Here is a 22,641-nt window from a genome sequence, read left to right as displayed (position 1 = left end):
GATTCGATACATAATTTCACATCGATGAGATATTCTAGTCCGCAAAAAATTCGGGAAAGATCTTTCATAAACCGAAAATAGAAGAGAGAGTTCTAATAAAACTTCCAAGAGGAATCCAATGAAAATTACCCGATCCACTTTTCTGAAAGCCGGAATTTTAACTACCGCAGCTTTGTTGGGAAGTCGTAAGGGAAATTTATCCGCTCAGAATACAAACTCTGGAAAAAAAGTAATCATACTTGGCGGCGGGCTCTCCGGACTTTATTCTGCATACATCCTAGGAAAAACGGGAAGTAAGGTAACTCTGATAGAAGCCACAGATAGAGTAGGAGGAAGAGTTAGATCCATACAAGATCCTTCCGGCCATGTTGTGGACTTAGGAGCTGAATGGGTTTCTTCCGAAGATAAAACTGTTCGCAGTTTAGTTAGAGAATTAGGATTAAAATTACAACCTTCTCCTTTGGTTCCGGATCTATTTTTAGGAATTTATAAGAAGGCCGGCAGCTGGGAACTTTCTTCTAAATCCCAAGAGATCTTAAGCAAATTAGTATCACAAAATTCTAAATTAGATACTGCACAGCAGCAGGCATTAGATCGTATTAGCATTTATAATTATTTGGCGTATCAAGGAGTTAGCCAGGAAGACCTGACTCTACTCGGTCATAAACTTTCTCTTCATTATGGAGATAGTATCCGAGTTCTATCTGCTGAAAAAGTTTTGAGCGATCTTGCACAATTCCCTCAAAGGAATAGCAAAATAGAAGGTGGAATGGAAAACATCGCCAAAACCTTGGTGATGAATATAGAAAACACAGAGTTTGTTTTTTCAGATCCGGTTCTTTCTGTAGACCAAGATTCTACTGGAGTTACTGTAACTACTGCTTCTGGAAGAAAATTTAACGGTTCTACTTGTATCTGCACTTTACCTGCAAACCAAATCTCTAATGTAAAATGGAATCCGGGTCTGGATAAAGAAAAACTTCTGGCAGCATTAAGAGTTCGTTATTCTCAAATTTATAAATTGTTTTTGGTATTAAAAGAATCCCCTTGGGAATCTTCTCCTTTTGCAGTTCACTCCGATGCAGCGGCTCAATTTTTATATGATGCAGGTACCAAGCCTGATACTTCAGATAAGGTTTTAGGAGTGATCGCGAGCGGGGACAGATTTTCCGTATTCGATTCTGCCAATCAAGACCAAAAGGTAGAATATATTCGTCTTACTCTGGAACGTCTTGGTTTGAAGAAGGATTTGCAAATCCAAAGATTCTATTTTACGGAACCTAAAAAAGATTACGTTCCGAATGGGGTTGCAGAATTTCCACCAGGAAGTTTTGGATCGGAGATCATCCTAAGAAAACCATTTGATCGTATCTTCTTTGCGGGAGAACATACCGGAGAAATTACCGGCACAGTAGAAGCCGCATTGAGTTCTGCGATTAAGGCTGTAAATTTAGTATAGTAAGAAAGTTTTCCGAATTTTAATCATTTACTGTCTGTTCTAACTTTTCCTAGGCATTTGTGTTTCCTCTTGGACCCAACTGGTTGCATCGAGTAGAATTTTTTCGATTCCGTCTTCCGTAATAGCCCAATGAGAAAGCTTCGGATAAAGTTTCAGTTTAGAATTAGAATATTTAGATGCGATCTTACGACCAATCTTCGGCGGGGTAACTCTATCTTTTCCTGTAGTTGCTACAAATACTGGGCATTGGACTTTCTTGAAATCCATCCAGGTAGGTCTAGACAAGGTAAGAAACGGTAAAAATGTTTGGAATGCTATCTTTCCTGACTCGGAAACGTAACTTGGATACAGATCGTTTTGTTTTGATTCACTTAAAGTATTATAAATTCCGTATGCAAATTTATTTTTACTTAAAAGATTCGTTCTTCTCCAAAAGAAAGGAGTTCTTAGAATTTCCCAAACCGTTTTTAGACCCGTCCAGGATAGTCCGCTAATTTGTCCTGGTTGTACTGGTGTGATCAATATTAAAGCTTTTGTTTTGATTCGAGTCGCTAGAAGTTGTGCGAGTAATCCTCCTAAAGAATGACCTAATAAAATAGGCTCTTTCCAACCTAATCGATTTACGGTATTCTCTAGATAATCTATATAATCTGAAATTCCTAATTTGGAAAGTTTTCGCAAATCCGCATTCGATTCGTGTAAAGGTAAATCTATAGATTTGCAAGTATAACCTTCTTTTTCTAAGATCTCTTGCACTTGCGATAAATGTAATCCTCTACACCACATTCCGTGTATAAGAAGTACGTTTCCTTTGGACTTAAGAGTTTCGGATAAGTTGGCTTGTAGCAAATTTGTATCTTCTATCTTCTGTGACATTTTCTTTCTCCTAAGAAAGAAATATAACTGAGAAGTGAAGAGGGCTCGACCCGATTCTTGCGATTTAAATCTATTTTTTTGTAGAGGCTGTTCTGCGATCAAGGCAGGCGATAGTTAAAATTTTCGCAGGGAAAAGATTATTGTTCATAAAGAATGTTCCGTAAAACAAAAATAACCCTCAGATTCTAAAATTAATTTTTCAGAATATTTACATTCGGAGTATTTTTCAAAAGAACATTTGGATTTATTGATTTTCCATCCATTAGAAGTCATATCTTGAGCGAAATTTTCAGTTACGAAACCATCTAAGACCGGATCATAATACAATATTAAATCTCCTTTTATTTTAGAGATAGTTAATAAACGTTTCTCTAACTCTTGAATGCTAGTCTTATTGTCATCAAAAGAAGGGCAGTGATCTTTTAAGCCCATTCCTTTTAGACCTGAGATTACCAATGCATTTTGTCGGAAAGTATATTTTCCTCTTAGTAAGCCGGTAGAGCAGCTGCCACCTTCTTCTTGCTGATCGATATATAGATCGACTGTATTTGCATACAATGTCATTCTTTGTTTGTTATATAATGCACATCTATCCCCGTAAAATTTGTACAAAACCGCTTTTTTCTTTCCCAAAGCGGGTTCCGTTTCCGATAAAAAATCGCTGAACACATATCCGTTTATTTCCGGAAAATAGTACCAATAGATTTTTGCTCCATTTTGTATTTCGAAGGTTTGAGCTCTCTCTACTTGTATTTTACTACCGAACGGAAGAATTCCGATTTTATCTGATTTTTTATCTGGGCGAATCCTAACGTTTAGAACATCTGCTGTTACGAATAAAGTTTGTAATTTTCTTTCTGGTTCAGATGAGACAGGGTAATGCGTTATAAAAAAGTAAAATAATAAAGCAATTGCAAGAGGCTTAGGTAATCTTACATGAAAAAACCCGGAAATCATTTTCATTCTAAAATAATATCCGGGTTTTTCGAGGAAAAGACAATTATTGTAAATTAATCTTCGATAACGCTCATTGCATATTCGGAGATCGCATCCCTTCTTTGTTCTGCAAAGTCTTTGTGAAACCAAAGGTTTTGGATCTTAGAAGCTTCTTTTTTATTGCCGATGGTAATCTTCGTCATACACTCATCTACCGCAAACTTCATTGCTTCTTTTCCGGTCTCTCCAAGTCCTTTATTCCTTTTTTTACGGACGATCTGACCGCCGGATTTTTCCACTCGTTTAACAAGAGCATCATAATCTTTATCGTCTATACAGAATATAGTCTCTGTCTTTTTGGAATCTCCACCTTTAATATCCACCTCATAAAGCGGAGCGCTGGATATATGAATAAGTCCTAATTCAAAAAGTTCAGGCCAATACTCGTAAAAGAAGGAAAGCATCAGGGAACGAATTGCGTATCCGTCAAAGTCTGCATCTGTAATGATACTTACTTTATCATAATTCAATTCTTCGATAGATTTTACTTTTTGATCTAACGGTAGACCGAGTATCGCAACGATGTTTTTTAACTCTTCGTTTGCGATTGCTTTCGCAAGAGAAACTCCCTTACAGTTCATAGGTTTTCCTCTTAAAGGGAACAAACCGTGAAGTTTAGGATTTCTTGCAGGGCGAAGACCCGCGATCGCAGAGTCTCCTTCTGCAACAAATAATACTCTGCCCGGATCGTTTGGTTTTCCGGTCGGAGGCATGAGTTTAGGAATATTCATCTTACTTGCTTTTTTAAGTCCGCGTTGTGCGTCTTCAAAAGCTTTTAGCTGAGTTCTTTTCTCCATTTGGAGTTTCACTTCTTCTAATAAGCCGGTTTTTTTAATAAACTTATCTAAGTGTTTGTCTACCGCATTACGAATGTCTTCATTCAAATCATTGATCAGATAAGACTTATCCTGAGATTTAAAACGAGGATTTAATAACCTCATGTTCACATACATGTGAAAGCAGTTTCTTACGTCGTTACGAGTACAGCTTGTTTTGAGTTTTTTCTCTAAAGAAACAATCTGGCTTTTTTTACGGACTTCGTCGCAAAGCCTGTTTTCCAGATACTCAATAGCGGAACCACCTTGAGGAGCAAAGATTGAGTTTACCCAAGTTAGGTTTTTGTTCTGACCGATTACTAAGTAAGCTTCCAGATGTAATTGGGATCCGGCAGCAGGAGCATTATAATCCATTTTATAATAAGTCAGATCTGAATGGGAGAATATCTCATCCAAACCTTTTTTGAACTTATATTTTTCCTTCTTACCCTTATGAACAAACTGAACTTCCAATCCAGGATTGGTCATTGCGATATCCTGCAGATACTGTTTCATCAGATCTACATTGAAGGAAGTATCCAAGTTATTAAAATATTTTGGATTGAGTTCGAATTCGACGGCGGTTCCATGATCTTCTTTAGGAGCTTTTTCGATCGCTTCTATCATGTTTGTTTTTTTGCTGATCGGAACTAACTTTTCGATCTGATCTTTTGTCAGAAGAGGACAATCGTCGAATTTTCCATGCTCATCGAAATATAAGAAAGCTCTTTCGGTATCTTCTTTAGAAAGTTTATAAGAACGGATTTGTTTCTTTGCGTCTTCGTGAATAGTGAATAGTTTTTTGAAAGTGCTACCATCGTTAGTAGTTTTTACTTTAAAATAAGAAGAAACCATTCTTACTAAAGAAATACCCACACCATTCTGACCCGCAACGTGATCTTGTTTTACGTGGTCGTCAAAGTTCTCTCCATACATTAAATGCAGATATACACCTTCCGCATTTTTTGCAGGGATTCCTCTTCCATTATCAGCAACTGTTACGGTCTTTTTGTCGGAAGAAAGTTGGATGATCAGTTTGGACATCTTATCCTTTTCAGGAATGGCCTTGTCCTTTTGGTTTTTGCGGTACTCATCTACCGCGTTCATACAAGCCTCGTCCAGACATTTCAATTTAGCAGGAACATCCTCTAATTCTTCGTGTACGATCTCGTATAAATTGCCGCTGTTCTTACGGAAAAAATGCTGCTCGAATGTGGACGCAGAGTTTTGCCCCAACCACATTCCGGTCCTCATCCTTACGTGTTCTACGTTGGAGAGTTTTTTGAAGTTCCGTTCCCCTCCGGTCGCGGGCTTCTTTTCGGTTTTGGTTTTAGCAGTGCTCATTCCTTGTCCCATTTATCCTTCAGCTCGGCTAATTCTCCGACCATGAATTCTGTTAATTTTTTATCTTCTTTCACAAGCCCTTGGTATCTGGAAAGGGCGGTTTTTGCTTCTACGATTGCTTCTTCACATTTGCGAACTTCTTCCAAAGTCATTCTATAGATTGGAATAGAAGCTAACCATTCGTAGTACACGAATTTCGATTTTTGAAGTTTATCTTCGAAATCCTTTTTGGATTTGATGCCGATTACTTTTTCGTTCCACTTTTCCTTGATGAAACGGATCAATTCAGAGTTTCTTTCGATCTTCTCTTGTTCCAAACCTGCAAGACGTTTGAATCTTCGGATCAAGTGGGTCTTTCTAAAATCACAGAAACGTTTGATGATCTCTTCAGGTCCGAAATTTTTAAGACGACCGTCATAAGTGATCACGTTGTTTGCTAGAGTCTGAGTATCTTCTTTGGAGATTACTGCTGAGATCTCTTTCGCGCTAGGTTTTTCACCTTTTTTATAATTCAGCTCTATACGGAATGTTTGGCTGGAATGATCCACATAGTCTTTCAGCCAAGAATCTTTTCTTTCTAGAATATCATCTAAAAGATTGATTACCTTCTCTCTATTCCAGTTCATTGGAGCGTCTGTAAGATAGAGAGTGTCTCCTTCCCAAGTAAAACCGAAGGTAGTGGTCATTGTGATATTGCCCGCTTCGGTCTTAGCCATTTTCACTTCACCTTTGTAATCCTTGTACCAAGGTTTTAAAGGAAGAGGCTTTTTGGTTTTGAGATAATTGATCTGCGAGTTGATGATTGCAGAAAGTTTATGGCCTGGGATAAAACAACGGAAACCGGTTGCAATTCCCATAATATTGTTCAGAAGAACGATAGGAACTTTTCCTACGAAGTGAATTGGTTCGTCTTCTGTTTCGTCATAATTTTTAACATAATCTATATCAGGTAAACTTTCGAAAAATCCTAGATCTTTTACGAAGTCAGAAAGTTTTACCTCAGTGTATCGAGGAGAAGCGATTGCACTCGGATCCAAAACGTCTCCGAAAGTACCTTCTCCTGAAACTAAAGGTCGGTTGTTTGCGAATGTAAAATCTTGGGCCATCTGAGAAAGGGCATCTTGGATGGATCTATCTCCATGAGGGTGATATCCCATCGCAAGTCCCGCTACTTTTACAGTCTTAGTGTAACGGTTACGAGCGTCTGAATTCCACATTGCCCAAAGAATTCTTCTCTGGACGGGCTTTAAACCATCGATTTCGTGAGGAATTGCCCGGGAGTCGCAGACATATCGAGAGTATTTTCTCTGATCGTCATTAACTTGGTCCTCAAATGGTACTTTAGGGAAGTTTTCTTTGCCTGATTTATTGGAATCTTTCATGGGACTTTTATTGCCAAAGGATTTTAGGACGGTTTTACTGTCAACCTTTTAACGTACTACCTGAATTCGTACATACTTTTTAGGAAGAAATCGACTTAAGTTGCAGTAATTCTTACTTTCTCGTTGGGAAACACCGATAAGGAAAGAAAATTTCCCGGTTTTTCCTTGAAGATTCGGATGAAAACGGGAAGTTTTTCAAGAAATCCTCTTTTTCCGGCTGTATTTTTTTGGAACCGAAGTCTCGATCTTATCTCACAGCAACATTCTTCTCACTAGGTCTGACCTATTTGTTTTTTTTAATGTCCTGTTCTCTTTTGACGGAATGGACGGAAGAAAAACCGTTAGTTTCTGATCTTCCCGGTATTCGGATCTATACTAATATCAGTTCGATCCCTGCAAGTTCTGAATCTTTTCGGAACCAACCCGGCCATCTCAGATATCTAGTACTGCAGACTCAATCTTCTAAGGAAAAAATTTGGACTGGAGAAGTGGATCTTTGGGAAACGAAAGAAGATTTTCATATTACTCTTCCTAAAGGAATCGTTTTTCCTAAATTGAGTTTTAAGGCTTCCTTATTCTCAGGTTCAGCTAGATTAGAAGAAGGAGAGTCTTCTAATCCTAAACATATTTCCTTTCATCCGCAAGGTGTTCTTTCATGGAATTGGGAAGGAGAAGGTTTTAAATCCGGTATACAGATTCCTCCTCCTAAACAACTCAGTGTTTCCGATTGGGGTATCCTATATAATTTTTCCCAATCAGGGATCGTATGGGTTGCTAAAGAATACAGAAGTTTAGGCAAGAATGTAGAATTACATTGGGAGAATGTTCGCAATAGTCGTACTAGTTTGAGCACTGATTATACGAGCCCGGGTGGAAGAAGTTTTCCTTACGCAGACTACGATTATAAGAACCAAATATTCCAACACATAAACATGGTAGAAGGTAGACTTCCGGTTTGGACATTCCGAGAAGAAGGTGAATATCGTTGGGCTTGGGGAATTCTTCCCGAAGATCTATTATCTTCAAAGAACGTATCCCAATGGAAACAAAAGAGAAAGGAAGAATTCGTATCCTTACATTTTTATGATGCTGCGAATAATATTCCGTTTACTGCTTCGGCCGATTTGAAGAACTATCCAATCATCCTCTTAAAAGATTACGACAATGCCAGAAAATAAGGAAGTTAGAACCAGGTTTGCACCGTCACCTACCGGTTTCCTTCATGTGGGCGGAGCTAGAACCGCTTTATTCAATTACTTATACGCCAAAGCCCAAGGCGGAAAATTTTTATTAAGGGTAGAAGATACGGATCAAGCCAGATCCACCGAAGAATCTTTTAAAACCATCCTTGAATCATTAAAATGGTTAGGGATAGAATGGGATGAAGGTCCTCATGTAGGGGGCCCTTACGGTCCTTACGTACAATCCGAAAGGATCTCTATTTATAAAGAATATACTGAAAAGTTGATCTCCGAAGGAAAAGCTTACCGCTGCTTCTGCACTCAAGAAGAATTAGAAGCAAAGAAAAAACAGGCGGAGGCAATGGGAGTTCCATACGTTTATGATGGACTTCATGCGAACATGAGTGAAGCAGAAGTTCAGGAAAAACTGAAAGCAGGAACTCCTTATTCAGTTCGTTTCAAAACTCCTTCTAAAACTCTGATCTTTGACGATATCATCCAGGGAAAAGTGAAGTTCGAAACAAAACTGATCGGTGACTTCATCATCGTAAAATCAGATGGTTTTCCTTCTTATAATTACGCCGTGGTTGTGGATGACGGACTCATGAAAATTTCTCATGTGATCCGTGGAGTGGGGCACCTTTCTAATACACCTCGTCAGATCCTGATCTATGAGGCATTGGGTTTCCCGGTTCCTGAGTTTGCTCATGCTTCCGAAATCGTAGGAATGGACGGTAAAAAATTGTCCAAACGTGCTGGAGCTACTTCTATATTAGCATTTCGTGATTTAGGATATTTACCTGAGACATTCCTGAATTATATGGCTTTGCTTGGTTGGACCTCGCCTGATGGTCAGGAATATCTACCTGGGGATATTCTTCCTAAAACATTCGATGTACATCGTTGTTCCAAATCACCTTCTACCTTTGACGTATTCAAAAAGCCGAAAGGTGGAGATGAAGAAGTTGCGACTAATTTCTCCAGTCTGGACCAGATCGCAGAAGCGATGAACCCGAAATCTAAATTGAATTGGCTTTCTAATAAATATATTAGAGAACTTCCGATCCAAAAGGTGGCGGATAGTCTGGCTCCATTTTTAGAAAACAGAACGGATATTCCGGCGGAATATAGAGATCCAAAAAACAAAGAATTACATTCTCTAGTAGATAGCGTTAGAGTGTATCTGGATAATTTACGCCAGGCACCTGATTATATTGCGGAATTTTTCGTATCCGACCTGAAAGTTGAGGATGGAGAAGCGAAAGAAATTCTTTCCCAAGAATTTTCTCCGAAAGTTGTCTCAACATTCTACGAATTATTAAAAAAATCGGATCCTAAAACCGATGAGGATTATAAGGCTTTAATGACCCAAACGGGAGAGCAGACCGGCCAAAAGGGAAAGACCCTATTCATGCCGATCCGAGTCTCCGCTACAGGAAAAGCTCACGGACTGGAGTTACCTATCCTATTTCCCCTCTTAGGGAAGGAAAAGCTACTCAAACGAATAGAGAAAATCTCGGTACAAGTAGGAATTTCTTTACCTTAGGATTTTTTCGGGGGATTTTTGTTGCAAAACCCCCCTTTCGGTCTGTATTAATATACAAGAGGACTTCTCAGACAAGAAATGAGGGATACGGCCGATTCACTTTTGGTTAGGCATCATTCGGGTTCGTACGTTATGTTCCTGCCTCCTGACTTAGCTAGCATTCGGGAGTTCAGAAGAGCACTTCGTCAATCCTTAGAAGAGAATACTTTTATCTCTAAAGATATCCAGCAGATTGAGCTCGCAGCGGATGAGGCACTTACCAACTCAATCTCAGCAAATTATAACTCTAGTTCGGAAGAAACGATCATTTGTAGATGGATCGTAGATAATTCTAAATTCACTTTATGGATTGTGGACTATGGTTCCGGTCTTAAAAAAGAAAAGATAGAAGAGCAGGTGATGGAAGCTAAACCTTCTTCTCTCCAAGAGTTCTTAAAAAAAGTAAAAACTTACCAAGAAGGAAAATGTGAGGTGCTTCCTAATAGAGGAAAGCTTACCCAACATAGAAACTTAGGTAAAGGTTTACTTATCATGCAATCCTTAATGGACTCCGTAAAGATCATGTATCATTGTAAAGAAGGAAGAATTTCCTCAGACCCAACTGATTCCAGTATTCGTGGGTCCATTATCGAATTAGCATTCGATTCCAAAAAACACTGACTTTGACCCTTAACGAATACGCTCAATTTCTTTTAAGTTCCCCCAATTTAGAGGATAAGTTATATTCTCCGAACAAAATGCCGGAAGATGTTCTTTGGCTAAATTTTGTTCCGAAAGATAGACCGGAAAGATCATCTAAAATAATTTTCTCAGACAAAAAATCAAAAATGCCTCGGGTAGAACATTTGAATTCCGAGGAGAACAGAATACTTTCTCTTCATCATTTTGCAAATCATGAACTGATGGCTGTAGAGATATTCGCATGGGCCATATTAAAATTTCAGAATGCTCCTTCTTCTGTTCGTAAAAGTTTGTACAAAACAATTTTGGAAGAACAAAAACATCTGAAACTTTATTTAAATTCGATCCGAGAATGGGGAATGGATCTGGGAGATCGTCCTCTTAATTATATCTTCTGGAAACAAACCCCTAATATGCAATCATTGCAAAAGTTCTTTGCGATCATGGCTCTTTCTTTCGAAGGAGCCAATTTAGATTTTTCTATGATCTACCAAAAGGCTTTCGAAAAATTTGGGGACCAAAAGAGAGCAGATATCATGCAGATCGTTCATGATGATGAGATCAGACATGTCAAGAGGGGAGTCAAGGTAGTGTTTTCGGATGGAATTTCTGAAGACCAACAATGGGAGAAATATCTGGACCTTTTGACTCATCCATTCACTCCCAGAAGGGCAAAGGGATTTTTATATTTTCCGGAGCTAAGGACCAAGGCGGGATTATCGACTGAGTTTGCTGAGGCTTTAGGAGCTTATACGGACGAATACGACGGCACTACAAATGCTAGGATCGTGAAAAATGTATTCGGTATGGGGGCTGGTTAGAACCCAGGAAATCGATAGACATCTGCTTTTCTTGGAAAGAAGCTGTAGTTCAGAATATGTTTCGTTTCATTTCTTTTTTCCGAGTACTGATCCTTTTTTCAGTATTCATTTTTCTCATTGCTTGTAATTCAAAAACACCATCTGATTCCAAGATCATTTCCCTAACCATTCCAGAGTCCGAAGAAAAAAGCCCTGATGTGGTACTCAAAAAATTAGGAAACCTGGACGAGGATCCTGATCTAGAAGTCTTTTCTTTGGTTCGTAATGGAACCGAAGAGATTCTTGCAGTTTTCAAAAAAGAAAACGGAGAATGGGCTCTTAAATCTAAGATAGGTTTTAATCTTCTAAATATAGGCCCTTTTGTCCATGATCCCAAAACTTCTACTTGGAAAGCGGGAGAAGATGAGAATACAAAAGAATCCGGCTATGTAGTTAAAAGAATTCTAATGGAAGAACTTCCCGGAGATTCTTTCAATTCTCTCTTTTTAGAAGTTTTAAGTGAAGAACCTCCTTTAGGTCTTTTTTCAGTTCCTTATGTGATCCGTAAGGGTGAGAAAATTTTGGACGGACTCGCTTCTTTAAAAGATCATCAATTTTTAGCAAAATCAAAACGTATCGATTTCTCTTATAATAAAGAAGAGAAGAATCTTACCATTTTTCCGAACAATCGCACTTATGCTCAGAATTTTAATTTTAATGGATGGGAATTAGTTCCTGATGTTCCGAGTGTAGCTGCTCCAGGCCTATTAAGTATCGAAGCTCCCGCCGAATGGAAAAAGGATGTAGCATCCGAAGTAGTGATCTGGTTCAAGAACAGAGGATCTTATTCGGGAACTACATATATTAGTCTTTCATTTCCTCAAGGTGGAAAAGTAGAGATTGATTCCGGTAAAGAAGGGTTGAGATATTATTCTCCCGGATCTTCCGTATATTCTTTCGAAAAAAAATATATCAATTCTAAGTTTCCTTTATTAGAAATTACGAAAGAAGGTTGGGCAAGGAACCATAAGTACGGAGTTCGTTTCAAATACACTCCTGCAGAAGATGGTGTTCCGAATTTATTGATTCGCTCAAGTTCCAAGTCTTATAGAGATACGATCAATCTTCCAACAGATTTCAGTTCTGTAAAAACGGAGATAGACCAGCAAGGTTTTAAAAGTTATCCTCTACCTTTGGTATCTAGAGGAAAGTCCAAATAATAGCCGGATAGTATCGTGAGTAGTTTCGAAGAACATAAATTTAAACATGCCAAGGTAGAAGTGGTTCGGGCTCAGGTGGAAAGATTCCGCAAATTTTATTCGGATTATTTTCATTTAGAAGAAACGATCTCCATGGTGGAGTATTTTTTTGAAACTATCTATAACCTAGATGGCAAAGAAGCTTGGATGCATCTTGCCTTAGATACATACCAAAAAGTAAAGGGTATGATGAAGGAGACCACCAGGGCTAATCTAGAAACTCTGATCGAATTAAATAATCTAACGGATCATTTAGATTCTGAAATGGCTCAGTTACTCATCCAAAGAGATTGGGACGGCAAAAAACTTTCTAGAGAAGAATACGACGACCTATACAAAGCTTATGGTCATAAAGAAGAAAGAGAAAAGCAGTTAGAGATCGTTCTGCACAATCTTAGGACATTCTACGAATTAGCACATAAACCCATCTCGGCATATTTAATACGACCTGCTAGATTTATGGCAGGTTTGTTAGGAGTTTCTCTTTTATTCGATTCAGTGGAGAAGGCATATAATGCAGTTTTACCGGTGTCTCCTGAAATTTTTGTTTCTTTTATTGAGCAAGTAGAGAGAAGAGAGTCGGAATATCTAGAGGCTGCTTTCTTAAATGGAAAGCAACCTAAGGAGCCGCCTGCTTGAACGGAAGATCACGTTTTTCGAGATACAGAAAGCCTGTCGAAGCCGGAGATGAGAACCGAGACAGATGGCTTTTGACGTACGCGGATATGATCACACTCCTTCTTGGACTTTTTATTATTTTATATTCTATTTCCCAAGTAGACCAAAACAAATTAAAACAAGTTGCCGACTTGGTCAGAGGTGGATTTGGTTTAGGAGAATCTTTTTTTGAAGGTTCTAATATAACATTAGAAGAGGATCCTTTATTACAACCGAGAACCCAAATGTATCGCTTTTGGGAAAGGATCTCTTACGCATTAAAAAAGCTAAAAGAGAAAACGAAACTGTTCATCGGCATCAACGAAACGGAAGAGATCCGCATCCAAGTATTTGCACCATCCTTGGGCGAAGGTGAATTTCATCCTGATGAGGACACCGACTTCACGTTCAAAAAAGTAGCAGAGGTCGCGCAAGGTATGGATGTGGACATCACTTTAAGAGTCCAAGTCCCTTATGCAGAACAAGCCGGCCAAGGATTCAGAAATATCTGGGAGTATAATGCTCATCGTGCAGGTTTGATCGCAGAAACATTATCAGAAAAATACGGAATCTCTAGAGAAAGACTTTCTGTACAAGCGTATCACGGATTTAGAAAATTAGGTCCGGAAGAAGGTCCTAGCCCGGAAGTAAAAGCTTCCCAAGAAAGAATAGAAATCATCATTCGTAAACGAGGTAAGGAAGAATAAGGAATGATCTCTAAAATAAATAAAACTGTAATTCCTTTTGGATTGGTCCTCGTATTATTGGGAGTTGCCTTCTCATTTGGTTGTTCCAAAAAGAAAAAAGTTCCGGCTGCAGTAGAATCGGTTTGGAAAGCGGATCAGGAAGGAATGGAGAACTCCAATGGATTCGCATGGGTCTCCAAATATTGTGAAAAGGTCAGACAATGTGCGGATAGGGACATGAAAACCTTGGACCAAGACTCCGAAGCGATTCTGGAAAAAAGATTAAGAAAGGATTTTTGTTTAGAAAAATTTAAAGAATCCAAAGTGTATACATTAGCTGCGCAAGAACCTAAATTGGTTATAAATAGGACTATATCCTGTTTGAAAGTAGCAACGGAAGCAGATTGCTCTTTGATAAAAAAAGGAGTTTCTGAACTTTCTGAAGATTGTAAATGGTTACAAACTCTTCAAAACTCTAAAGAGTAAAAAAATATAAAGGTCAAAAGACCCGGGTTATAAACCCAACCGTGGACTAAAGATACGATCTGAATTTTCGGAGGCAAACCTTGCTCAGAGGTATCAAAAGACTGAATCGATACGAGAAAAGATTACTCAGGATCGCAAAACTGGGTGGCAAACTCGTAAAAATCAACCAGGCGGGTTTTTCCAGAAGGACCGACGAAGGTTTCCGATTTCCGATCTATAGTTTGGAGATAGGAACTAAAGAAGGTTTGGAAAAACATCCTGTTGGGATCACGGCAGGTGTACATGGATTGGAAACGATCGGCATCCAGATCCTGATCGATTTTTTAGAATATATTATTAGCCCTAAATCCACTGGTTTCCTTCCTGAATTAAAAAAAGGTAAATTAGGATTAATTGTTATTCCTATCGTGAATCCAGGGGGAGTGGCAGCAAAGACCAGATCAAATCCGGGCGGAGTTGATCTGATGAGAAACTCCGGGATAGATGCAGAGAAACCACTTCCTTTTTTTGGAGGCCAAAAGTTCTCTAATAAACTTCCTTATTTTAGAGGACATGGATTAGAGCCCGAGTCCAGAACACTTTCCAGAACTGTATTCGAAAAATTTTTCCATGTGCAGGATTCAATTCTACCTGTTTTAGATCTACACTCAGGTTTTGGAACAGTGGATAATGTTTGGTGGCCTTATGCGTATACTCATAGGGCTTGCACGGATACTGCTTTGTACGAAAAGATTGCTTCTCACTTTAAAGACCATTGTGGGCATATCAATTTTGCTTATGGTCCTCAAAGTGCGAGTTATACAACTCATGGAGATCTTTGGGATAAGTTTTACGATCATTACCAAGAATTGTATTCGGAACAAGAGAGTTGGAGTTCCAAATTTCTTCCATTAACATTGGAAGTAGGGACTTGGTCGGATATTAAAGAAGAGCCTATGAAGTTATTCTCCAAAAAAGGGATATTTAGACCCGCCGAGCATAATAAGAGTGAAATTTTGACTAGATACAGAGGTTTTTTAAGAGACTTTGTACGATTAGCTTTAACAAAACCAAAGGATTGGACTGAAACTCAATAATCTTTTTAGTAATTTAAGGATGTTAAGAAGAAGGTTCCAGTTTTTCTAAAATCTCCTTGGGAGTTTCATAAATTCCTTGGCTTTTATAGATCCAAGCAAGTCGATCCAGTTCTTTTAAATGTTCTAATACTTTAGAATCTTCTAAAGTAGGAGTTTTCCTTTTTAGTTTTTTGAGTTCCGTAAAAAAGGAAACATTATCCCTGTTCCGATTTAAAAGATGTCCTGATAATCCTATACAAGGACAAGCTTTATTATTATCGATCCACATCCCACATTCTTTTGATAAAAACTCGGACAGTTTCTTTTTGGAACGAGAAAGTTTTTGGCGGAAGTTTTCAGAACTGATACTTAAAATTTCGGCTCCTTCTTCGCTACTCATACCGTAGACTGAAGATAGAACGAATACTATCCTATCCGCAGAATTTAATTTTAATAAAACTGCATGTACACAACCGAAGCGGATCTCTTCTTCTAGAATTTTATCTTCTACCTGATCTTCCAAAGAGATAGAGTTCGGTTTAGATAAATATTCTTGGCGTATTCTACTCAAATATACGATGTTCTTTGGTCTTTTGATAGTCAGAAGATGATTGCTGGCGATAGAATATACCCAGGTAGTAAATTTACTCTCGAACCTAAATCCTGAAAGTTTATTGGAAATTTTAAATAAAATCTCTTGGGTCGCGTCCTCTGCTTCTTGGGGATCCCATAACATTCTTAAGGAAAGATTAAAGATATAGTCTTGTATCTTTTCCAAAAGAATTTCCATCGCTCTAGGTCTTCCCTCTAGAGCGATTCGGATTGTATCCGTAAACTCGTCTTGTATCGTTACGGATTTTTCCATTCTAAGCTTTGATCCCTTTTTTCCTAAGATAATGTTCCAGATTTCTGGCGGCTTCCGATCTTACCTTTCCTTGGACTAAAGGTGACCATCCCAAAAGAACTCCAGGAGCGCCTAAAGCCATTCTGGTCCATTTCCAGAGAGGAAATCTATCCTTTTGTTTAACCACTTTTCCGTTTTTAAATTGGAATTCCGATCTGATATGGTTTTGGACCTTTCTTCCTGTTTTTGAAAATAGATAAGTTGCTACCCAGTAAGCAGTTCCTGTTTCAGCGCCGGCGTTTGCTTCTACCAATTCTATTGTCGCATTTGGATCCATTCTTTCTAAGAGCATTGACCACATTCCGGTCACTGCTCCACCTTTTAATTTAGGAAAAACAGGATCTGAAAATTCAACGTCTTGTGAATAGAAGTCTGCAATACTTGCAGAGTTTCTAGAATGAAAACTTTTATAAAAGTCTCTGATTTTGGCTTCGTTTGGATGCATATAGGTATCCTTTTTTGATTTCGCGTAATAGGATCGAATTTGCAGATCTACTGTGACTGGATTTTGGAAGAATTTTTAGAAAAAGATAAAAAAAGGCCCGCAGATGCGGGCCTGAAAATTATTCGGACAAGCGGATTAAACTCGTCCGAGGCAAGGCGAATAGAAAACGCCAGAATGGCGTTGGTTTAAACTCCAGTTAACGTATATGAGTTAAGTAATAACTCATTCTGGAGAGTAACAATTCGATAATATACTAAATAGAATCGAAAATCGTTCGGAATTATATACACGAACGTTTTTTGTTTGCACCTAATTGAATTACGAAAAAAGGTTTTTTAACACATGATCCGAATTTCGTTTTTTCTTCTCGTTCTTATTTCGAGTTTCGGTTCCATCCTTGCTAAAGAACTTCCGTTCACCCTAAAAACAAACGAACATAATAAAAACATTACGCCCGAACTTTATCTTTGGGAAAAAACCTATACCGAAAATATTCCTCCTCCATCGAATCAAAACGATGGTTGGAAAAAAATTAGATCAAACGCTCTAAATTTCAATTTTTCCAAAAGATCGTATTGGTTAAAATTCAGAATTCGATTTCGCGAAGAAATTCGCGAAAATCTTTACTTCGTAATTCGTTGGAAGGCTCACGATTTAGCTGAATTATATACCCCAAATGGGGTAACTCCTATACAAAGAGTTGGAGATACATTATCAAAAAGTAATTGGCCAGTTAAAAATGTTCTCTATCCAACCTTACTCTTACAAGGAGAGCCTGGAGAAGAAAAAGAATTTATCGTTCGGATCAAATCAGAATCCATTATGTCATTTCCTATCGATATCATGGATGAAGCTGGTGTCCGGGCCAATCTAGCTATTGAAACTGGAGTATTTTCACTTTCTGCCTGCTTATACGGGATGCTTATCCTTGTCGCTTTATTATACTATAGAGCAACAGAATATAAGGAATTTCTACTATATACTTGCTATGCTTTCTGTATGGGAGCTTCCTACGACGTAAATTACGGAAATGCAATAGAGTTTTTTTGGGAAGATTCCCCTCTTTGGGCCGAAAAAGTGAATTACTTTTTCTTTAATTTGGGTGGAATTTTCGGATTCCAATTCATTCGAAAGTTTTTGGAAACAGAGACATTTTTACCGTGGGTGGATCGGACCCTATTCTTTTTTTCCGTTATTCTGGGTCTGACACTTCCACTTATTTTTACAATGGATAGGATTGTATATCTTACCACGACCATTGTGATTATATATTCTATTTCTATTCCTTTAATAATGATCTCAGGGATTTATTTGAGAGGACGAGGAAATCGGAAATTAAATCTGTTCTTGGTTTCCTGGGGAATATACCTCACTTTCGGATATATCAGTATTTTTTACTATATGGGATTTTTGGAATACGGGTTTTTTACGGTGTATTCAGTGCCCCTTTTCTTTCCAGCGGACCTTCTCATTCTTCTTTATAATATTATTCAAAAATATTCCCAAAATCTGGAGGAGAAGAATAGTCTTCTTGAGACATTGAGAGGTTTTATAAATAAGCCAAGATATGCACGTTCTAAGATTGCTGGTCTGGATGTGGATGAATCCCTGAGTGCTTTGGAATATCTGATGAGCACAGAGAAATTATTCGCAGAGGAAGAAGTTACCATCCAGATGCTGGCTTCTAAGATAGGATTAAGTACTCATCAATTGTCAGAGCTTCTGAATTCCAGGCTTGGGATGGGATTTGCCGCTTATTTGAATTCCAAAAGGATAGAAGAAGCTAAACTTCTTCTAAAAAACGATACTGAGGACAATATTTTGAACATCGCGTTTGCAGTAGGATTTGGCTCTAAAACTTCTTTTAATGTTGAGTTTAAGAAGGCGACAGGTCTTACTCCGAAACAGTATAAAAGTTTCGTGCAGAAAGCTGTTTCATAAGAGCGTTGATATTCTTTCAAGTCCTGACTGAAACAATTCTGTTTCATAGATCAAGCTGATCACTATACTTCCTGAATCTTCTTCGAATCCGAACATAGAACCCGGGTGAACCAGCACTTTTTCTTTTTCTAATAATCTATAGGAGAATTCTTCATCGTTTAAGAAGGACTTGGATTGTAATACTGCGTACCATCCGCCTTGAGGAGATGTATAAACAATTCCAGGATGAGAAGAATGAAAACTTTCCAGAACCTGAAGATTTCTGCTTATTCTTCTAAGCACCTGGCTCTGGATCATATTTCTCCATTGGAATAGTTCTGGAAGAGCAAGTTGGATTGGAGTTCCTACAGAAAGATAAGTATCTGCAATGATCTCTAATCTTTCCTTACATTCTTTTTTCCAGTTTGTGGGACCTCCTACATGGATCCAGGAAAGTTTCATTTGGGGAAGCGCAAGTATCTTAGAAACTCCATTTACTACAAACACAGGAAAATCAGTATGAAAGAAATCGATTTGGTTCGGATTTTTTTCATGTAAATAATCAGAGAAAACCTCATCTAAAACCAAGGCTATCTTTTTGGTTTTAGAAATGGCTTTTAGTTTTTCAAATTCTTCCGAAGTAAGCGAATTTCCTGTCGGATTATTCGGAGATACTAAGAATAAGATCTTAGTCTTAGTTGTGATCTTAGAATTTAAATCTTCAAAATCTATTTTCCAATTTTCTTTTTGATCTAACTTATAAGAATTAAATTCTACTCCGTCCAGTAAGGATAAAAATTCGAAGAGTGGATACCCAGGAGAAGGGATGAGAACCTCCTCTCCCGGATTACATAATAATTTTATTAAATAAGAATATGCTTCGGAGGAAGAAGATGTTAAAAATAGATCTTCTTCGGATATATTATGACCTTTTTCTTTATAATAGCCAGTGATGGATTTTCTGGCATTCGGAGTCCCTTTAGGATTCGGATCATATTCTATACTTTCTTGTTTTTCCAGAGAATGTAGTATGGCTTCTCTTGGATAAACAAGTCCTACTTTTGTAGGGTTAGAAATTGTGAGGTCGATCCAATCCTCTCCTGATTTTTTAAAAGATTCCAAAAGGGAATATAGATCATTCTCTCCCGAGATGAATTCAAATCTATCGCTAAAACGAGGAGTGTTTTCCTGATCCATGCAGTTTATTTAATGTATAATTCTGTTCCAAAGATACAGAAGCAGTGAAAGTCCGATACTAATCAGAATGGAAGTTGCGAAAGGAAAGTAGAATCTGAAATTTTCTCTTTCGATCTTGAAGTCTCCCGGTAAATTTCCGAGAGAAGAGATAAATGGAAGTTTGGAGCCGAAAACGATTATGGCCCCAATAATCAGGAAGAATGCCCCGATCCAAAGAAATGTTTTACCTAGCGGTTCCATATTAGATCCACTGGAAACAAGAACTGGCGGAGAGGGGGGGATTCGAACCCCCGGTAGGTGTTACCCTACGCTTGCTTTCCAAGCAAGTACCATAAACCGCTCGGACACCTCTCCGGTTCTTGGTTGCGATTACGATGTTTTTCCAAGGAGCGGTCCGGTCAAGGAGATTCGATCCAAAAGTTCCAAGCGGATATTCAAGACTTCTTCTCAGAAATAAATTGGGCGGCTCTTTTGGAGAATGCCATAATCGTATAGCTCGGATCCACAGAAACCGCAGTAGGGAACACACTGGAATCACTCACATACAAATTCGAAATTCCATGCACCTTATGTTTCCAATCTACGACTGAAGTTTTTGGATCCAATCCCATTCTACATCCACCTGCAGGATGAGGAGCGGCCATAGCCATAGATGCAGGAGTTAATGGAAGCGAACCCACAACACCTATTTCTTCAGGTTTAGTTAAGACTGTTCTTTTTAGATCCGGAAGGATGACCTTGTATGCACCTGCTTTAAAGTTTAGGATGACTTGTTTACGAATACAATCTTTAAGTATCTCTTTAGTGAGTGGTCCGAAACTGTATTGAACTTCTCTTTTCCCACCTGATTTGATCTCTATTCTTCCTAACTCTGAATCCGGATCGTCAATCCAACCTATTGTCCCTCCGAGTCTAGGAAGCTCTTTCATGATCTCGAAATGTTCTTCTCCGAATCCTGGAACAAGAGCGCCTATCGCTCCAGGTTGTAATTGATTCGCCATAATGAGATAGCCACCTTCTCTATAGGCACCGCCTGCATAACGTGCCAATCTGAATTCTTCCACCCCGTACGCAGACGGAATGTTTCTCCATTGTATGATCGATTCTTTGTAAAGTGCATGAACGAACGGAGAAGGATTGATCGCTAAAAATTCTCCTAATGCAGGTAACTTTTTCTTAAGACCGTTTTTTAGAAGAAGTGTAGAACTTCCGAATCCTCCTGCTGCGACAACAATTGTATCGGCTTTAAAACGTAATTTCACTTCAGACTCTTTTTGAGAAGGTCTGTCGATCACAACTGCTTCTAATCCTACTATTTTATCTCCTTCAAATTCCAGTTCTAACGCTTTAGTATCTGCATAAAGATCCGCGCCTAAAGCCATTGCCATCGGAATATGAGTGATTAATTGACTTTGTTTTGCTCCGAACATACAACCTTGCATGCAGTGTCCGGATTTTTGGCAGTTTTTACGCGCTTGTGGAACAGGATTTCCTTCCCATCCTAATTCTTTGGAGGCTTTGCGAACCAGTTGGTTCATTCTATTATAATTTTCTTCTTTGGCAGGATGGACATTCAGTGTGTCGTCTAACTCTTTCCAGAAAGGTTCTAGATCCTCCGGACTGTGACCTAATACTCCGAATTTATCTTTCCATAGTTCTAGTCTGTCTTTAGGAGTTCTATAACTGTCAGCCCAATAATGAACTGAGGCGCCTCCTACGTTCTTCCCATAAACTATATTCACTGTTCCATCTGCGGTTGTAGCCATATTTCTTTCCGCAGAAACTTTGCCGGCCATGTTCAATTCATGATTGTCGAATGATCCAGTATGGTAGTAACCTCCTTCTTCAATTAAGGTTACCTTCTTTCCTGCCTTTGCTAGTTCGTAAGCAACAGTTGCACCGCCACAACCGGTTCCTATCACTAAAACTTCAGTGCGGATCTCTTTGGATTCGCCCAAATTTTTCCATTCGTAAATTTTACCCGACATCGGAACCTCCTACTAGTTTGCGATAATAGATCCTGGATTCGCTTAATTTCTCAGGAGGGTTTAGAAAAGGTCCGTCATACGAAATTGTTTTGAAAGTGGATTCATGCCCATAGTACATTAGAAAAATCGGCATTCGTAAATTTGCCCAAACAGCTCTTACGGTGTCTGAGTCCGAATGATTTAATTCTGATAAAAACTTTTTTCTGGATTCTAAAGAAAGTTTGGAGAATCTAGAAAACTTCCAGTGAAAGAAGGGAAGATATTCTAAAACCATTATTAAGGTTTTGAAGTCGTCGGATAAAAATGGATCTACGAAATAAAATTCTTCATCTAATCTTTCTAAGACTTTTGCTTCTTTATAAGTAGGAACATTAGCAGCTTCAGGTAAGATAGCTTCTGATAATGCAGCTAGGGTTTCTAATTCTGATTCGGTGAAGAACAGTACCTTAGGTAATTGTCTGGAAGATCTGTTTAAGATACAGATGGATCCCCCAAGTACTAAAGCTCCCGAACCGGCGAGTCCCAGTCTCAAGAATGTTCTGCGGGAAAAACGCGGGGCTGAATTTGCCATTGCAGTGTTTTCCTTCGATTCTTGGACTTGTCAATCCTATCCTACCCGTTTCTATATAGAAAACCAACTTGACGTTCCAAACGTTCGATAATCCTTAGTATTCATGGCAGATAAGAATGACAAAGTTCCGGAAAATGTTCCGGGCAAATTCTATATTGATAATAGCTGTGTGCCTTGTAATGACTGCTTGGAAGAGGCTCCTCAACTTTTGAAATATACCGACGATGAGTCTAAGGTGTATTTCCACAAACAGCCTGCCAGTCCGGAAGAAGCGATTGCCGCTCGCAAAGCTATGGAAATCTGTCCAGTGGAAGCGATCGGAGACGATGGAGAATAATTAGGCCAGAAGTTTTCGGTTTTATTCGGGTTCGAAAACTTCTCCTAAAAATCAAA

The 22,641-nt window shown here is 38.6% G+C and carries 22 protein-coding genes and 1 tRNA gene; 12 read left to right on the top strand and 11 right to left on the bottom strand.

Annotated features, from left to right (window positions below; translation table 11 throughout):
* The first annotated feature begins 118 nt into the window (after window positions 1-118).
* On the top strand, window positions 119-1,459 hold the full coding sequence (locus CH377_RS02430) for a flavin monoamine oxidase family protein (RefSeq protein ID WP_100722235.1): 1,341 nt from the start codon (window positions 119-121) through the stop codon (window positions 1,457-1,459).
* Between the two features lie 39 nt (window positions 1,460-1,498).
* On the opposite strand, the gene CH377_RS02425 is transcribed toward CH377_RS02430, so the two are convergent.
* From CH377_RS02425 to CH377_RS02410, 4 genes are all read right to left on the bottom strand, one after another.
* Window positions 1,499-2,335 carry an alpha/beta fold hydrolase gene (locus CH377_RS02425; protein WP_100722234.1) on the bottom strand — a complete coding sequence of 279 codons (837 nt, stop codon included), beginning with the start codon at window positions 2,333-2,335 and terminating at the stop codon, window positions 1,499-1,501.
* 144 nt (window positions 2,336-2,479) lie between these two features.
* A complete protein-coding gene (locus tag CH377_RS02420; RefSeq protein WP_100722233.1) occupies window positions 2,480-3,298 on the bottom strand; it encodes an SH3 domain-containing protein in 819 nt (272 codons plus the stop codon).
* Between the two features lie 47 nt (window positions 3,299-3,345).
* Window positions 3,346-5,490 carry a toprim domain-containing protein gene (locus CH377_RS02415; RefSeq protein WP_100722789.1) on the bottom strand — a complete coding sequence of 715 codons (2,145 nt, stop codon included), beginning with the start codon at window positions 5,488-5,490 and terminating at the stop codon, window positions 3,346-3,348.
* Window positions 5,487-6,872 carry a DNA gyrase subunit A gene (locus CH377_RS02410; RefSeq protein ID WP_100722232.1) on the bottom strand — a complete coding sequence of 462 codons (1,386 nt, stop codon included), beginning with the start codon at window positions 6,870-6,872 and terminating at the stop codon, window positions 5,487-5,489. The genes CH377_RS02415 and CH377_RS02410 overlap by 4 nt, the downstream gene beginning before the upstream one ends.
* A gap of 227 nt (window positions 6,873-7,099) precedes the next feature.
* Between CH377_RS02410 and CH377_RS02405 the strand changes: the two genes are divergently transcribed.
* The 9 genes from CH377_RS02405 to CH377_RS02365 all read left to right on the top strand — a co-directional run bounded on the left by CH377_RS02405 (window position 7,100) and on the right by CH377_RS02365 (window position 15,244).
* Window positions 7,100-8,050, top strand: a complete 951-nt coding sequence (locus CH377_RS02405; RefSeq protein WP_100722231.1) for an LIC_13346 family putative lipoprotein — start codon at window positions 7,100-7,102, stop codon at window positions 8,048-8,050.
* On the top strand, window positions 8,037-9,599 hold the full coding sequence (gene gltX, locus CH377_RS02400) for a glutamate--tRNA ligase (RefSeq protein ID WP_100722230.1): 1,563 nt from the start codon (window positions 8,037-8,039) through the stop codon (window positions 9,597-9,599). The genes CH377_RS02405 and gltX overlap by 14 nt, the downstream gene beginning before the upstream one ends.
* 78 nt (window positions 9,600-9,677) lie before the next feature.
* Window positions 9,678-10,259: an ATP-binding protein gene (locus tag CH377_RS02395; protein WP_207797571.1), complete on the top strand. Its 582-nt coding sequence runs from the start codon at window positions 9,678-9,680 to the stop codon at window positions 10,257-10,259.
* Window positions 10,260-10,261: 2 nt separating this feature from the next.
* Window positions 10,262-11,101: a DUF455 family protein gene (locus tag CH377_RS02390; protein ID WP_100722228.1), complete on the top strand. Its 840-nt coding sequence runs from the start codon at window positions 10,262-10,264 to the stop codon at window positions 11,099-11,101.
* Between the two features lie 56 nt (window positions 11,102-11,157).
* Window positions 11,158-12,300, top strand: a complete 1,143-nt coding sequence (locus CH377_RS02385) for an LIC13341 family surface-exposed protein (RefSeq protein ID WP_100722227.1) — start codon at window positions 11,158-11,160, stop codon at window positions 12,298-12,300.
* Between the two features lie 15 nt (window positions 12,301-12,315).
* On the top strand, window positions 12,316-12,978 hold the full coding sequence (locus CH377_RS02380; protein ID WP_100722226.1) for an FFLEELY motif protein: 663 nt from the start codon (window positions 12,316-12,318) through the stop codon (window positions 12,976-12,978).
* Entirely contained in the window at window positions 12,975-13,703 is a 729-nt protein-coding gene (locus tag CH377_RS02375) for a flagellar motor protein MotB (RefSeq protein WP_100722225.1), read from the top strand. Before CH377_RS02380 ends, CH377_RS02375 begins: the two co-directional genes overlap by 4 nt.
* Window positions 13,704-13,706: 3 nt before the next feature.
* Window positions 13,707-14,168, top strand: coding sequence for an LA_2478/LA_2722/LA_4182 family protein (locus tag CH377_RS02370; protein WP_100722224.1), 462 nt, complete (start codon window positions 13,707-13,709; stop codon window positions 14,166-14,168).
* An 80-nt stretch (window positions 14,169-14,248) separates the two neighbouring features.
* Window positions 14,249-15,244, top strand: a complete 996-nt coding sequence (locus CH377_RS02365; protein WP_100722223.1) for a M14 family zinc carboxypeptidase — start codon at window positions 14,249-14,251, stop codon at window positions 15,242-15,244.
* Window positions 15,245-15,266: 22 nt separating this feature from the next.
* Here CH377_RS02365 and CH377_RS02360 read toward each other — a convergent pair whose 3' ends face one another.
* A complete protein-coding gene (locus tag CH377_RS02360) occupies window positions 15,267-16,088 on the bottom strand; it encodes an RNA polymerase sigma factor (protein ID WP_100722222.1) in 822 nt (273 codons plus the stop codon).
* 1 nt (window position 16,089) lies between these two features.
* The gene (locus CH377_RS02355) at window positions 16,090-16,572 is read right to left on the bottom strand and encodes a nuclear transport factor 2 family protein (RefSeq protein WP_100722221.1); all 483 of its coding nucleotides are present in this window, start codon (window positions 16,570-16,572) and stop codon (window positions 16,090-16,092) included.
* A 342-nt stretch (window positions 16,573-16,914) separates the two neighbouring features.
* Here CH377_RS02355 and CH377_RS02350 point away from each other — a divergent pair, with 342 nt between their 5' ends.
* Window positions 16,915-18,513: a 7TM diverse intracellular signaling domain-containing protein gene (locus CH377_RS02350; RefSeq protein ID WP_100722220.1), complete on the top strand. Its 1,599-nt coding sequence runs from the start codon at window positions 16,915-16,917 to the stop codon at window positions 18,511-18,513.
* On the opposite strand, the gene CH377_RS02345 is transcribed toward CH377_RS02350, so the two are convergent.
* From CH377_RS02345 to CH377_RS02325, 5 genes are all read right to left on the bottom strand, one after another.
* A complete protein-coding gene (locus CH377_RS02345) occupies window positions 18,508-19,689 on the bottom strand; it encodes a pyridoxal phosphate-dependent aminotransferase (protein WP_100722219.1) in 1,182 nt (393 codons plus the stop codon). The two genes, CH377_RS02350 and CH377_RS02345, sit on opposite strands and share 6 nt — an antisense overlap.
* Before the next feature lie 9 nt (window positions 19,690-19,698).
* Entirely contained in the window at window positions 19,699-19,929 is a 231-nt protein-coding gene (locus tag CH377_RS02340; protein WP_100722218.1) for a DUF2905 domain-containing protein, read from the bottom strand.
* A 24-nt stretch (window positions 19,930-19,953) separates the two neighbouring features.
* A tRNA-Ser gene (locus CH377_RS02335) sits at window positions 19,954-20,043 on the bottom strand.
* 80 nt (window positions 20,044-20,123) lie between these two features.
* Window positions 20,124-21,677: an FAD-dependent oxidoreductase gene (locus tag CH377_RS02330; protein ID WP_100722217.1), complete on the bottom strand. Its 1,554-nt coding sequence runs from the start codon at window positions 21,675-21,677 to the stop codon at window positions 20,124-20,126.
* Complete coding sequence (locus tag CH377_RS02325; RefSeq protein ID WP_100722216.1) at window positions 21,667-22,248, bottom strand: twin-arginine translocation signal domain-containing protein; 582 nt, start codon at window positions 22,246-22,248, stop codon at window positions 21,667-21,669. Before CH377_RS02325 ends, CH377_RS02330 begins: the two co-directional genes overlap by 11 nt.
* Before the next feature lie 103 nt (window positions 22,249-22,351).
* Here CH377_RS02325 and CH377_RS02320 point away from each other — a divergent pair, with 103 nt between their 5' ends.
* The gene (locus CH377_RS02320) at window positions 22,352-22,585 is read left to right on the top strand and encodes a ferredoxin (protein WP_100722215.1); all 234 of its coding nucleotides are present in this window, start codon (window positions 22,352-22,354) and stop codon (window positions 22,583-22,585) included.
* Window positions 22,586-22,641: the final 56 nt, after the last annotated feature.

Source organism: Leptospira haakeii (assembly GCF_002812045.1).
GTDB lineage: Bacteria > Spirochaetota > Leptospiria > Leptospirales > Leptospiraceae > Leptospira_B > Leptospira_B haakeii.
This window is presented reverse-complemented; position numbering and strand designations above follow the sequence as displayed.

Excerpts from the sequence above, each read along its gene's own strand:
- CH377_RS02430 (WP_100722235.1), top strand. The coding sequence starts at position 119 with ATGAAAATTACCCGATCCACTTTTCTGAAAGCCGGAATTTTAACTACC.
- CH377_RS02425 (WP_100722234.1), bottom strand. The coding sequence starts at position 2,335 with ATGTCACAGAAGATAGAAGATACAAATTTGCTACAAGCCAACTTATCC.
- CH377_RS02420 (WP_100722233.1), bottom strand. The coding sequence starts at position 3,298 with ATGAAAATGATTTCCGGGTTTTTTCATGTAAGATTACCTAAGCCTCTT.
- CH377_RS02415 (WP_100722789.1), bottom strand. The coding sequence starts at position 5,490 with ATGAGCACTGCTAAAACCAAAACCGAAAAGAAGCCCGCGACCGGAGGG.
- CH377_RS02410 (WP_100722232.1), bottom strand. The coding sequence starts at position 6,872 with ATGAAAGATTCCAATAAATCAGGCAAAGAAAACTTCCCTAAAGTACCA.
- gltX (WP_100722230.1), top strand. The coding sequence starts at position 8,037 with ATGCCAGAAAATAAGGAAGTTAGAACCAGGTTTGCACCGTCACCTACC.
- CH377_RS02395 (WP_207797571.1), top strand. The coding sequence starts at position 9,678 with ATGAGGGATACGGCCGATTCACTTTTGGTTAGGCATCATTCGGGTTCG.
- CH377_RS02385 (WP_100722227.1), top strand. The coding sequence starts at position 11,158 with ATGTTTCGTTTCATTTCTTTTTTCCGAGTACTGATCCTTTTTTCAGTA.
- CH377_RS02370 (WP_100722224.1), top strand. The coding sequence starts at position 13,707 with ATGATCTCTAAAATAAATAAAACTGTAATTCCTTTTGGATTGGTCCTC.
- CH377_RS02360 (WP_100722222.1), bottom strand. The coding sequence starts at position 16,088 with ATGGAAAAATCCGTAACGATACAAGACGAGTTTACGGATACAATCCGA.
- CH377_RS02355 (WP_100722221.1), bottom strand. The coding sequence starts at position 16,572 with ATGCATCCAAACGAAGCCAAAATCAGAGACTTTTATAAAAGTTTTCAT.
- CH377_RS02350 (WP_100722220.1), top strand. The coding sequence starts at position 16,915 with ATGATCCGAATTTCGTTTTTTCTTCTCGTTCTTATTTCGAGTTTCGGT.
- CH377_RS02345 (WP_100722219.1), bottom strand. The coding sequence starts at position 19,689 with ATGGATCAGGAAAACACTCCTCGTTTTAGCGATAGATTTGAATTCATC.
- CH377_RS02340 (WP_100722218.1), bottom strand. The coding sequence starts at position 19,929 with ATGGAACCGCTAGGTAAAACATTTCTTTGGATCGGGGCATTCTTCCTG.
- CH377_RS02330 (WP_100722217.1), bottom strand. The coding sequence starts at position 21,677 with ATGTCGGGTAAAATTTACGAATGGAAAAATTTGGGCGAATCCAAAGAG.
- CH377_RS02325 (WP_100722216.1), bottom strand. The coding sequence starts at position 22,248 with ATGGCAAATTCAGCCCCGCGTTTTTCCCGCAGAACATTCTTGAGACTG.
- CH377_RS02320 (WP_100722215.1), top strand. The coding sequence starts at position 22,352 with ATGGCAGATAAGAATGACAAAGTTCCGGAAAATGTTCCGGGCAAATTC.